The 12,450-nt window shown below is 64.4% G+C and carries 12 protein-coding genes; 2 read left to right on the forward strand and 10 right to left on the reverse strand.

From position 1 onward, the window contains the following. Window positions 1–2 precede the first annotated feature (2 nt). From IVA96_RS19085 to IVA96_RS19120, 8 genes are all read right to left on the reverse strand, one after another. The gene (locus IVA96_RS19085) at window positions 3–1,301 is read right to left on the reverse strand and encodes an ATP-binding protein (RefSeq protein WP_247281834.1); all 1,299 of its coding nucleotides are present in this window, start codon (window positions 1,299–1,301) and stop codon (window positions 3–5) included. 33 nt (window positions 1,302–1,334) lie between these two features. Beyond that, window positions 1,335–2,390: a lysylphosphatidylglycerol synthase domain-containing protein gene (locus IVA96_RS19090; RefSeq protein WP_247281835.1), complete on the reverse strand. Its 1,056-nt coding sequence runs from the start codon at window positions 2,388–2,390 to the stop codon at window positions 1,335–1,337. 414 nt (window positions 2,391–2,804) lie between these two features. Then, the gene (locus IVA96_RS19095) at window positions 2,805–3,236 is read right to left on the reverse strand and encodes a GNAT family N-acetyltransferase (protein WP_247281836.1); all 432 of its coding nucleotides are present in this window, start codon (window positions 3,234–3,236) and stop codon (window positions 2,805–2,807) included. 19 nt (window positions 3,237–3,255) lie between these two features. Continuing rightward, on the reverse strand, window positions 3,256–3,474 hold the full coding sequence (locus IVA96_RS19100) for an Rdx family protein (RefSeq protein WP_247281837.1): 219 nt from the start codon (window positions 3,472–3,474) through the stop codon (window positions 3,256–3,258). 11 nt (window positions 3,475–3,485) lie between these two features. Further along, window positions 3,486–4,391 carry a haloalkane dehalogenase gene (locus tag IVA96_RS19105; RefSeq protein ID WP_247281838.1) on the reverse strand — a complete coding sequence of 302 codons (906 nt, stop codon included), beginning with the start codon at window positions 4,389–4,391 and terminating at the stop codon, window positions 3,486–3,488. Further along, window positions 4,388–4,978, reverse strand: coding sequence for a TetR/AcrR family transcriptional regulator (locus tag IVA96_RS19110; protein ID WP_247281839.1), 591 nt, complete (start codon window positions 4,976–4,978; stop codon window positions 4,388–4,390). The genes IVA96_RS19105 and IVA96_RS19110 overlap by 4 nt, the downstream gene beginning before the upstream one ends. Before the next feature lie 126 nt (window positions 4,979–5,104). Then, window positions 5,105–5,404, reverse strand: coding sequence for a hypothetical protein (locus IVA96_RS19115; protein WP_247282049.1), 300 nt, complete (start codon window positions 5,402–5,404; stop codon window positions 5,105–5,107). A 2-nt stretch (window positions 5,405–5,406) separates the two neighbouring features. After that, window positions 5,407–6,801, reverse strand: a complete 1,395-nt coding sequence (locus IVA96_RS19120; protein ID WP_247281840.1) for an OmpA family protein — start codon at window positions 6,799–6,801, stop codon at window positions 5,407–5,409. A 164-nt stretch (window positions 6,802–6,965) separates the two neighbouring features. On the opposite strand from IVA96_RS19120, the gene IVA96_RS19125 reads away from it, so the two are divergent. Both IVA96_RS19125 and IVA96_RS19130 read left to right on the forward strand, forming a co-directional pair. Next, window positions 6,966–8,024: a polysaccharide deacetylase family protein gene (locus IVA96_RS19125; RefSeq protein WP_247281841.1), complete on the forward strand. Its 1,059-nt coding sequence runs from the start codon at window positions 6,966–6,968 to the stop codon at window positions 8,022–8,024. Between the two features lie 149 nt (window positions 8,025–8,173). Next, a complete protein-coding gene (locus tag IVA96_RS19130; protein WP_247418660.1) occupies window positions 8,174–8,983 on the forward strand; it encodes an SDR family oxidoreductase in 810 nt (269 codons plus the stop codon). 174 nt (window positions 8,984–9,157) lie between these two features. On the opposite strand, the gene boxB is transcribed toward IVA96_RS19130, so the two are convergent. After that, window positions 9,158–10,609, reverse strand: a complete 1,452-nt coding sequence (gene boxB, locus IVA96_RS19135) for a benzoyl-CoA 2,3-epoxidase subunit BoxB (protein ID WP_247281843.1) — start codon at window positions 10,607–10,609, stop codon at window positions 9,158–9,160. Window positions 10,610–10,758: 149 nt separating this feature from the next. Beyond that, window positions 10,759–12,447: a 2,3-epoxybenzoyl-CoA dihydrolase gene (boxC, locus tag IVA96_RS19140; protein WP_247281844.1), complete on the reverse strand. Its 1,689-nt coding sequence runs from the start codon at window positions 12,445–12,447 to the stop codon at window positions 10,759–10,761. Between the last annotated feature and the right edge of the window lie 3 nt (window positions 12,448–12,450).

Genomic DNA, 12,450 nt, shown 5'->3' on the forward strand with positions numbered 1-12,450 from the left:
TTTCAGGTCGCAGCCGAAGTCCTCGTCTGGGGAAAACAGGCGGTAAAAGTGGCGCCCTGCCGGGGGACGCTTTCGATCAGAAGCCGGCCGCGATGACGGTTAAGAATATGTTTCACCAGCGATAATCCGAGCCCGGTTCCGCCCTGCGCGCGGCTGTCGCCGACGTCGACCCGGTAGAAGCGCTCCGTCAGCCGGGGCAGGTGCTCCGGTGCGATGCCGGGGCCGAAATCCCGGACCATGACGCGGATTTCCTGAGCCCCATCAGTGACCGCGCTTGAGGTCAGCGACACAATGACGCGTCCGCCCGATGCGCCGTATTTGAGCGCGTTCTCGATCAGGTTCTCGAACAGGCGGAGCAGCTCCTCGCGGTCGCCCGCGATCATCACGGCGGCTTCCGGCAGATGGGTCTCGACATCGACCTGGCGCTCCCGCGCCAGCGGTTCGAGCCCGTCCGCGACCTGGCGGATGATCGGCAAGAGATCGACCAGGGTGTCGGGGCGGACATGGGCCGACAATTCGACCCGCGACAGCGACAGCAAATCGTCGATCAGGCGCGCCATGCGGGTGGCCTGGTTGTGCATGATGCCGAGGAAGCGCTCGCGCGCTTTTGGATCGTCCTTGGCCTGGCCCTGGAGTGTGTCGATGAAGCCCGACAGTGCGGCGAGCGGAGTGCGCAGCTCGTGGCTGGCATTGGCGACGAAATCGGCCCGCATCTCCTCGACCCGCCGCAGCGGCGTCTGGTCGTGGAAGGTCATCAGCATGCACTTGTCGGCGCCGCCGAAGGTGGTCGGCACCGGCACCGGCGTGATCATGAGCTCCATCCAGCGATCGACCGGAACATGATCGAGATAGGTCGCGCGCCGCGGCTCGGTGGTCGCGATCGCCTCGCGCAAGGCCGTGATAATCTCCGGCGAGCGCAACGCGAACTGGGCAAGCTCGTTCCTGCGCAGCGCCGGCGCGAGCTGGGCGGCGGCGGCATTGAGGTGGATGACGCGGCCGGCGCGGTCGAGCAGCACCGCAGGATCCGGCATGCCGGCAACGACCGCGGCCACCGCCGCGCTCTCGACCGGATTGATGCGCCTGACGTCGTCGCGCGAGGCGGCGGGATCGTGCAGGCGCCAGGGAATCAGCGCCGCGGCTGCAATGCAGAGGAATACGGTGGCAGCGTGCAGCACCGACAATTCGCCGAGCGAAACCACGACGGACAGCGCCAGCGCCGCGGCGATCAGCACGATGGTCGAGTGTCGCAGCCGGTCGGACCAGGGCTGGCTGGAGGGAGAAGATGGGGCGTCGATCGCCATCGGGGAGGGCTTCTCCTAAAAGGCCTGCGTCGGTCAGGCGCCGCTGTCGCTGCGCTCTCTCACATAGGCGGCCTCACGCGCCGGACCGGGATCGAGCTTGAGCGCCGCCTGCTGCAAGCGCTTCGAACGTGCGCCGATTATAACTTCCCGAAACGTCAGCAAGATTACAGATATGACGAAGGGGGACAGATAATAGAGGACGCGGAACAGGAGCATTCCACCCAGAAGCTCCTCCCGGTCCATCTGCCAGAGGCCGACCAGCATGGCGGCGTCGAACACGCCAAGACCTCCGGGTGAATGGCTGGCAAAGCCGAGCAGTGTCGCCGAGACGAAGATCACTGCGACCACGACGAAGCCGAGATTGGGCTCGTCCGGGACCAGCACGTACATCGCGAGCGCGCAGAAACCGAGATCGACAATGCCGATCGCGATCTGGAGCAGCGTCAGCGGGCCGCCCGGCAGCACTACGGTCCAAGGCCCCCGGCCGACCACCCGCGGCTGGGTCCAGACCCATACCACATAAGCGACCAGCCCCACGATGATCATCAGCGCCAGCGTCCGGTTCAGCCAGGCCGGCAGTTGGTCGATCGCGGCGGCGGCCTCCGGATGGTAGGAGATGCCGAGGCCGAGCACGGCGGCATTGCCGAGCCAGAAGGTCAGGCCGGCGAGGAAGCAGATCTTGGCGACGTCGATCGCGTTCAGCCCATAGGCCGAATAGATGCGGTAGCGCACCGCACCGCCAGTGAAGACGCTGGCGCCGACATTGTGGCCGATCGAATAGCTGGTGAAGGCGGCAAGCGCGTTGATCCGGTAGGGCACATGGGCGTGCCCGATCGCACGCGTGGCGAACAGGTCGTAGAAGGTCAGGGTGAAATAGCCCGCAGCCACGAACAGCGCAGCCATCGCAATCTGGCTCGGCTCGGTACTTTTGATTGCCTCGATGACCTCGTTGCGATCGATGCCTCGCAGCATGTGGTAAAGCACATAGCAAGCGATGCCGATGACCGCGACGCTGATCACAACTCCAAGCTTATGCAGGACTTGCTTCTGGCGCAGAAACGTCGTCGCTCTGCGGATGGCTTCCAGCATCTAGACCTCGAACAACGCTTCAGCGGCCAGGGTGGCCGGCGGACAGGCGGACGACGCACGGGCACTCGACGAACCGGCTCCGGCATCGCGCATGCCCCCTGCCCCTCCACTAGCGCGTTTTCGGACGAAGTGGAATTCGCCAATTCGAACAAAAACACGTGCCTTCAATGTTTTAGGCAGGTTGGGGGCTCCTGATGCAAGGTTTGGCGCCTTCGGCGGCAAGGCTTAATGCGAATCTCCTTGGCAATCCTGCGCAGACGCCATGAAGTTTTGATGATTTCAACCGCACAATGTTCCGTCACGGCTTAAGCCGACGTCAATCTATGGGGCACGCCGGCCTGTTGAAAGAGGGGCCGACCCGGACATTGTTCACGGATTCGAATGCGCCGGAAGGGTGCTGGGCGCAGAATGGACTCAAGGCGCGGTTACATAGCCGCGGCGATGGGCACCGGCCTGATCCTCGAAAATCGCCATGGCCGTGGTCATCCGCCGGAAACCCAGACGTTCGTAAAAACCCTCTTTGCCGGGGACCGCGTAGAGGATGATTTTCCGGTGGGTCCGGCATCGCACAAGCAAGCGCTCGATGATCTCGCGGCCAAGGCCCTGTCCCTGACGATCAGGGTGCACGGCAACATCGCAGAGATAGGCGCAGTCGCGACCGTCGGCCAGCACGCGCCCGGCACCGATCAGCCGCCCCTCGTCACAAGCAAAGGTGCGAAACATGCTGTTGCCGAACACGAGCGCAAGATCGGTCGGCGTCTTGTGGCCGAGCGGCGCGATGCGATAGAGCTCGGAAAGCTCGTGCCAATCCACGGCGGCGAGATCGTCGGTCCAGGCAATCGACATTGGCAAAGCCCTCCCCGCGTCAGTGCCGCGCGGCCGCGACGATATCATCGGCGCCGGGAAAGTGCCCCTTGCTGCGGCTGGCGACGATCCGGTCGCCGAGCCTGATCTGGAAGATCTTGCCCTTGCCGGGGACGAGGTCCGACTCCAGCGCCAGTTGCCGGCGGAGCGCCGCAGCCACGTCTCTGGCGCGCTTCTCGTATCCGCACGGGCGGCAACAAATGATGGTCACGGCAGACATCTCGTCCTCCTTCAGGCCGCGAGTTGCGGACGCACCGCTTCGATGCCGGCGATCCAGCCGGCGACGGAGCGGCCAATCGCTTCCGCGTGATCCTCCTGAAGATAGTGCAGGCCCGGCCCGAGACGGACAAGCGCGCAGTGCTTGAGCGAGGCAGCGAACGTCTCGGCAAATTCCGGAGCGACGAGCGCACCCGGCTCGCCTGCAAACAGCAGCTTTGGATATGACGCTTCGGCGAGCGATGCATGCGCCGATTGCAGCGCTGCGTAGACATCGGCTGGCTCGCCTGCGATCGGCAGCTCACGGGGGAAGGCGAGGACGGGACGGCGGCTCTCCCGCGTCGGAAACGGCGCGCGATAGGGCGCCATCTCCTCCTCGCTCAGCGTGCGCATGATGCCGCCGGGCAGCACGCGCTCAACGAAGGCATTCGCCTCCAGAACCATCGCCTCGCCCTCGCCCTGCGTCCTGAACTTGCGGAAGGTCTGGCGCGCCGCGTCGGTCTGGTGAAAATCCTGCCAGCTCGGCATCGGTCGGATGAACTCCATGAAGGCGAGGCCGCGCACGAAGGTCGGACGGCGCGCGGCGAGATGAAATGCGAGCGCAGTGCCCCAATCCTGGGCAACGAGATAAGCCGAGGACAAGCCGAGCTGTTCAATCAACGCATCAAGGTAGCCGGCGTGATCAACGAAGCGGTAGGCGATGTCGGGCTTGCCGGACTCGCCGAAGCCGATGAGGTCGGGCGCGATGCAATGCGCGACCGGCGCCACCAGCGGCAGGATGTTGCGCCAGATGTGCGAGGAGGTGGGATTGCCGTGCAAGAACAACGCGACCGGCTGATCGCGCCCTCCTGTCGCGCGGTAAGCCATCGTGCTCCCAAGCACGGACGCGGTGCGCATTTCCATGTTGACTGGCTTGCTCATGTTGGCTCCCTGAACACAGTTTGAAATGCGATAGTCTTGAAACGTTCGAGCGCGTCCGGATTGCGGTCGACCTTCATGCGCAGGATCGCCCCCTGCCAGGACGCAAGCAGGAAGTCGGCAAGCTCCTCGGCCTCGAAATCGGACGCGATTTCGCCGCGCGTCTGTGCCCCGGCGATGCAGGCCGCGAAGGGCATGCGCCACTCGGCAAAAATTTCGGCAAGACGGGTGCGCAGCATCTCGCTGCTGCCGGCCGCTTCGAGACTGAGGTCCCCGATCAGGCAGCCGCGACCATAGCCGTCGGCCTCGAGCCGACCGGTGATGATGTCGAGATAGCGCCTGAGCCGAGCCCGCGGCGTCAGCGAGGTGTCGTCGAGGGCTTCCGCGACCAATCCCCTGGTGATGGCGAAGTAGCGGTCGAGCACCTCGGAGGCGAACGCCTCCTTGGAACGAAAATGATTGGTGAAGGACCCCTGCGGGGCGCCCGCCGCAGCGGTGACGTCACGTACGCTGGTACCGTGATAGCCGGTCCGGAACATGACTTTGAGGCCGGCGTCGAGGATGGCGTCTTTGAGCGAGGGCTTTGGCATTAAGCGATAATACGCACGTACGTATTATTGTCAACCAGACCTCCCGTTTCGGCAATATACTTGTTTGATCAATGTGTTATCGTAATGAAAGAGGCAAGCTCCGCCGATCAGTCAGAGCTTCAGGCTTCACACTGCTGGCGGCGTGCTTCGCGAGACTACCCGGTCGCGCAGCCAGGCACCGATGGTGCAACCCACGAGATAACACGCGAACATGATCAGGCCAAGGTCGAGCCAATAGCCGAAGCGGCCGGGGACCACGTGCGCAAACGACGCCGCGACCATGGCGGCGGCAAGCGCGGCGAGCCACCGCGCGGTCACCTTCGAGGTGCCGTTGCCACGCTGGACCACGGAGATCCAGCCCATGCAAAAGCCCAGCAGCAGCGAGCCGACCAGCCAACCCATATGGAACGAAGCCAGATAGGGCATCATCACCTCACCAGAAATTCGATGCGGCGGTTCTGCGCCTTGCCGTCGTCGGTGTCGTTGCCGGCGAGGGGCTGCGTGCTGCCGTGGCCGACCGCAGTGAAGCGGCTGGCGGGCAGGCCGGCCTTGACCAGATAATCGATCACCGCCTGCGCGCGCTTCTCCGAGAGAGCCAGGTTGAAGGAATCCTCGCCGTCGGCGTCGGTATGCCCGGCGACCTCGATATTGGCGGTGGGACAGCGCAACGCCGTCTCGATCAGATGGTCGAGAATGCCGGCGGAATCCGGATCGATATCGGCGCGCTTCGCCGTGAAGCGGATCTTGCCCTTGGCCAGGAGATCCGAGAACAATTGCTGGCACACGGTGCCGTCGACGGGGCCTGCCGCAGGCTTCACCGTAATCTCCGGCTTGTATTGCCAGTTCTTCGGGAAGTCCTTGCCCGGCCCTGCGCGGATGTCACTGGCGGCACCTTCATAGAGTGCATCGCCCGACAGCTTCACCTCGCGATCCGTGACCACGAGCGTGCCGGTGGACAGCCGCGACAGCGCGCCGAGCGCTGCGACAATGGCGGTGTTGAACGAGCCGGGCGCCCCGATGCTGGCCTTGAGATTGTCCACGACCTTCTCGTTGAAGAACTTTCGCGAGGCGCTGGTTGCGATCGCCGCGTGCACATTGCTGTCCGGGACATAGCCTGTCAGCGTCAGCGTCGCGGCCACCGGATCCTTGTAGGCCTGGAAGATGTAGGGCGGCGCCTTGACGTCGTTGGCGGCGATCGAAAAACCCTCCGGCAGGTTTTTCAGTGCGGCCGCAATCGCCTCGCGACCACCGAGTTCGCGCGCCATGCCCGACAGATTGACCTTGGTGTCGGTTATCGTGATCTTGCCGTCCTTGAGCTTGCCAATCTGATCGAGCAGCAATGTCGCGGCGGCCTCGAACCGTGGCGGCGCACCGCGCGCCAAGCCCATCTGATCGGTCACCTCGACGCCGGCGACTTCCTTGCGCGCCGCCTCGGTCAGACGCGCCCGCATCGAGGGCAGCGGCGCGGAGCCCGACAGGGTCACCCGCACCACGTCACGTTCGGCATTCCAGACGAAGGGTTTGGCCTCGGGAACAAGGCGGGTCCGGTCGTCGACCAGCCGCACACCGGGGACGGCTTCGACCGCCGTCACGGCATCGCGGCGTCCTTCCTCGGAGAACGCATCCGCCGCCAGGCTGACGTCGCGGCCGTCGACCGCGATCCGGGTCTTGTCCAGAACGGTATCCTTGAGCGCCGCCGCGCTGCGGGCCGACAGGTCCGCCTCGACCGGCAACGTGTTATTCCAGGCCGCAAATCCCCACATGACGACAAGGGGGATCAGCCCTGGCCACCATTTGCTGGCCCACCTGAAAAGCTTCTGCATTCGACGACCCGAACTCTGGAACCGGAGACAAAACAAACCCTTGGCAGGCTGTCAAACCGGAAATGGTGCCCTTCTGGAGGCCCGGCGTCGACAATTGGAATAACTTTTTGTTCAAGGGTTCTCCCGTAAGTTGAAGGCGGAATGCCAGAGTCCGCCAGCCGGCCATGAAGCAACTGCGTAACAACGTCATCCGCGCCGGGCTGGAAGCACTCTATTTCAGCGGGGCGCACCATCTGTTGCGCCCGCTTTTGTCGGGCGTCGGTGCCATTTTCATGCTGCACCATGTGCGGCCGGCCCGCGAGGCCGCATTCCAGCCGAACCGTCATCTCGAGGTCACGCCCGAATTCCTGCGCGCCACGCTGTGCCATCTGCGCGCGCGCGACATCGACATCATCGGCATGGACCAGCTGCATGAGCGGCTGGTGCATGGCCGGTTCGATCGCCGCTTCGCCGCCTTCACCCTCGACGACGGCTATCGCGACAATCTCGATCATGCGCTGCCGGTGCTGCGCGAATTTGACGCGCCTCTCGCGGTCTATGTCGCGAGCGATTTCGCCGAGGGCACCGGACGTCTGTGGTGGACGGCGCTGGAAGCGGTGATCGCCAAGGCCGAGCAGATCGACGTGAAAATCGGCCATTCCACGCTGCGGCTCGATGCGACGACGCCCGCCGCCAAGCAGGCGGCATTCGACCGTTTGCACGACTGGCTGCGCGCGCTACCGGGCGAACACGATCTCAAGCGCGAGATCGAAGGCCTCTGCACGAATTACGGCGTCGACATGGAAGCGCTGTGCCGCAGCCTCTGCCTGTCGTGGGACGAGGTGAAGACATTGGCCGCCGATCCCCTGGTCACGATCGGCGCACACAGCATCAGCCATTGCAATCTCGCTAAACAGGCGGAGGGGATCGCCGCGCACGAGATGGCGGCGAGCCGCGCGCGGATCGAGCAGGCCCTCGGCCGTCCCGTGCAGCACTTCGCCTATCCCTATGGCGACCGTGAAGCGGCGGGCGCGCGTGAATTCGCGCTCGCTGCGGCAGCCGGGTTCAAGACGGCGGTGACCACGCGGCCCGGCATGCTGTTCGCCGAAAACGCCGGCCATATGACCGCGCTGCCGCGCGTTTCGCTCAACGGCAACTACCAGGACACACGAATTCTGCCGGTGCTGACCTCGGGCGCCGCGACCGCGATGTGGAACGGCTTTCGCAGGATTGCGGCGGCTTAGCATCAACCGCATCGGTCGTCCGGACGGCGGCCCATGGGCCCTAGCCGGGACGACACCGAGTGGATCAATGCGCCCAGGCGCTCCGAGACGACAAGATTGACTCCCCTCCCGGCCGCGCCCACAACGCGTGACAACCGAACGGAGGCACCATGTTCAACGATCTGTTTTCGCTCAAAAGCCGCGTTGCGCTCGTGACCGGTGGCTCGCGCGGCATCGGCAAGATGATCGCGGCGGGCTTTCTCAGTGCAGGTGCTGCGAAGGTCTACATCACCGCGCGCAAGGCAGGGCCGTGCGAGCAGACCGCCAAGGAGCTCTCCGCGCGATATGGCGGCGAATGCATCGCGCTGCCGATTGACATCTCGACGGTCGAAGGCTGCGACAGGCTGGCCTCCGAGATCATCAAGCTGGAGCCGAAGCTCGACATCCTCGTCAACAATGCGGGCGCGGCCTGGGGTGCGGATTTCGACGAGTTTCCGGAGAGCGGCTGGGACAAAGTGATGGACCTCAACGTCAAGGCGCCGTTCTTCCTGACCAAGGCGCTGGCCGGCCCCTTGCGCGCGGCAGCCTCCGCCGAACGGCCGGCGAAGGTGATCAACATCGCCTCGATCGACGGCATCTTCGTCAATCCGATGGAGACCTATTCCTATGCCGCGAGCAAGGCCGGACTGATCCATCTGACCCGGCGCATGGCGGTGAAGCTGATCTCCGACCACGTCGTGGTCACGGCGATCGCGCCGGGGCCGTTCCAGTCCGACATGAACCGCGCCGCGCGCGACCATGGCGACGAGGTCGCAACGCGGGTGCCCGCGGGGCGCATCGGCACTGACGAGGACATGGCGGGCGCCGCGATCTATCTCGCCTCGCGCGCGGGGGATTACGTCGTGGGCGCGACCATCGCCGTCGACGGCGGCATCGTCTATGCGAATCCGGGGATCAAGGGGAGCGGATGGGATAGCTGAGGGGTTGCGGGGGTTCGATGCTTTCGCCTCACGCGCGCCGTCATGCCCAGCGAAGGCGGGGCATCCAGTACGCCGCGGCTTCTCGGCAAAGCCAGGACTACCTCTGGAATGCTGGATCACCCGCTTTCGCGGGTGATGACACCGTTTGTGTTGCGCGAGCCTCAGGCCCGACGCTTACGACTCGATCTTCACATACTCGAAATCGCCGGGCTTGTTGTCGATGCCGACCTTTGGCGGCGCAATCCAGGAGGCGAACTTGCCGGTTTCGGTGACGGGCTGCATCAAGGAGGTGATGAAGTCGCCGTCGCTTGCCGACGGCAGCCATTCGTCCTTGCGCTTGGCCCAGGTCGCCTCGTCGATCAGGATGCCGTCGGGCGTAGCATGGATATCCTTGAACTCGCCGATGTGGCGATGAAAGGCGACATTTGGCAGCGTCAGCTTGTAGTCGTAGCCTGCGGTCGAGATCACCTTGTTCCAGCGTAGCATGCCCTTGACGCAGTCTTGGCTGTAATCGTCGCGCAGGCGCATGTTGAGCGCGGTCAGCGCCGGCTCATCGACCAGCTTGATCTCGCCGTTGATGAACTTGAGCACCGGATAGGTGGCGTTCTTGAGCTGGTGATCGTCCTCGATCTGGGTCTCGTGGTAGCGGCCCTTGATGCCGGCGTTGAAGGCATTGGCCGCATTGGTCGACACTTCCGAGCCGAACAGGTCGAGCGACAGCGTGTAGTGCAGATTCAGCTTCTTCTGGATGGTCGGCAGGTCGATCACCCCTAGTGCGCGGACTCTTGCGATGTCGGTGGGGTCGGTGATAGCGGCTTCGCGCATGGCATCGCAGGTGCGCTGCACGACGCGGGTGATGCCGGTCTCGCCGACGAACATGTGATGCGCCTCTTCCGTGAGCATGAAGCGGCAGGTGCGCGACAGCGGATCGAAGCCCGACTGCGCCAGCGAATGCAGCTGCATCTTGCCATCACGGTCGGTGAAATAGGTGAACATGAAGAAGGACAGCCAGTCCGGTGTCGCCTCGTTGAAGGCGCCCAGCATGCGCGGCGCATCGGCATCGCCCGAGCGGCGGCGCAGCAAATCATCGGCTTCTTCGCGGCCGTCGCGGCCAAAATATTTCTGGAGCAGATACACCATCGCCCAGAGGTGACGGCCTTCCTCGACATTGACCTGGAACAGATTGCGCATGTCATAGAGCGACGGCGCGGTCTTGCCGAGATGGCGCTGCTGCTCGACCGAGGCGGGCTCGGTGTCGCCCTGGATCACGATCAGGCGGCGCAGCATGGCGCGATGCTCGCCCGGGACTTCCTGCCAGGCCGGCTCGCCGTAATGCTCGCCGAAGGGCACGACGCGGTTCTCTTCTTGCGGCGCAAGCAAAATGCCCCAGCGATATTCGGGCATGCGGACATAGTCGAACTTGGCCCAGCCTCGCGGATCGACCGAATAAGCGGTGCGCAAGTACACCAGCGATTCCTGGAAGCCTTCTGGCCCCATGTCGTTCCACCAGTCCATGTAGCCGGGATGCCAGCCTTCCAGCGCTTTGAGCACCTGGCGGTCTTCGGCGAGATTGACGTTGTTCGGGATCTTGGTCGAGTAGTCGACGTTCATGATATTCATGTTCATGGCCGTGCTCCTTGGTCTGTCTCGTTTCCCGGACGCTGCGCAACGCGAAGCGGTGCGCTGCAGAGCCGGGACCCATTGTCTGGTCCAGCGGGGTCCCGGTTCTGCGCAGCGTCACTTCGTGCCGCAGCGCGCCCGGGACACGAAAGTTGTCACACCCGCGTCATATCGAATTTCGGCTTCTGACCGCTGCCGTAGCGGCGCAGCGCGCCTTCCTCGCCGACAGCGTTGGGGCGCTGGAAGATCCAGTTCTGCCACGCGGTGAGGCGCGCGAAAATTTTTGATTCCATCGTCTCGGGACCGACAAAGCGCAGGCTCGCTTCCATGCCGGTGAGGCTGTCGGGCGAGAAACTGGCGCGCTCCTCGAGGAACACGCGGACCTCGTCGTCCCAATCGATGTCGTCGAGCGCGAAGGTGACGAGGCCGAGTTCTTCCGCCTGCTCGGCGTCGAGCGCGGTGCCAAGCGTCGCCTCCGCGCGCTCGACATCGGACGGATCAGCCTGGAAGCGCGATTGAAGCCGCGTCAGCCCATGGCTCATCGGATACGGGCCGAAATTCATCGCGGACAATTCGATCGACGGCGGCGGGCGGTTGTCGCCCTGGCGCGTGCCGATCAGCATGTAGGAGCGGTCGGCAGCGAACACGAGCTCGGCGAGCGTGCCGGCGAAGCAGGAGCCGGGCTCGACCAGCGTCACCAGCGTGCGCGAGGTGACGTCGATGCGCTTGAGGACTCGCTTCCAGTAGTGCCTGAGTTCATTGACCAGCCAGTGCGCCTTGTTGGCTTCGAGGAAGGCGTCGCTGGCAAGCACATGAGCGCGGTCACCATGGCTCTTGAACACCAGCATGGCGATCTCGAGCTCGTTGATGCGCAGATGCAGGATGGCGTCGTCGAGCTCGCGCGCGGCCTGGAGCGGCCAGAACGAAGCCCCTTGCGCCATCATGCCGTCAATGTCGGCCGGCGGCGCCGCTTCCGGCGCCTTGATGGAGATGGTAGCGATGCGCGCGGTGCGATCGATGTCGACCGTGACGAAGCCGTAGCGGATGCTGGTCTCGTCGATCAGGCGCTTGAGCGGCGTCAGCGCGACGCCCTTGCCGCTCCCCTTGCGCTTCGAGGCGGCCGCGAATTCCTTGGCACGCTCGGCGATCTTCGCCTCCAGCTTTGAGTTCGGCGCGATCTCATCGACGAGGCGCCATTGCACGGCGCGCTTGCCCTTCACGCCCTCCTCGATGGTGCAGAAGAAATCAGCGTGGTCGCGGCGCACTTTTCGCTTGTCGACGACGCGGGTCAGTCCGCCGGTGCCGGGCAGCACGGCGAGCAAAGGCACTTCGGGCAAGGCAACGGCAGACGAACCGTCATCGGCGAGGATGATGTAGTCGGTCGCAAGCGCGAGCTCATAGCCGCCGCCGGCCGCCGAGCCGTTCACCACGGTGATGAAGCGCTGGCCGGAATTCTCCGAGGAGTCCTCCATGCCATTGCGGGTCTCGTTGGTGAACTTGCAGAAATTGACCTTGTGAGCGTGGGTGGAGCCGGCGAGCATGCGGATGTTGGCGCCGGCGCAGAACACGCGGTTTTTGGCCGAGCGCATCACGACGACCTTCACCTCGGGATGCTCGAAGCGCAGCCGCTGGATCGCATCCGCGAGCTCGATGTCGACACCGAGATCGTAGGAGTTGAGCTTGAGAAGATAGCCTTCGAACAGACCGCCATTCTCGTCGACGTCCATGATCAGCGTCGCGACGTCGCCATCGACCGCGAGCTTCCAATGCCGGTAGCGGGACGGGTCTGTCTGGAAATCGATGAACGTCGCGCCGCCTGCGAGGCGCCGATCTTCCCCGGCCATGGG

The organism is Bradyrhizobium sp. 159, assembly GCF_023073795.1.
Lineage (GTDB): Bacteria > Pseudomonadota > Alphaproteobacteria > Rhizobiales > Xanthobacteraceae > Bradyrhizobium.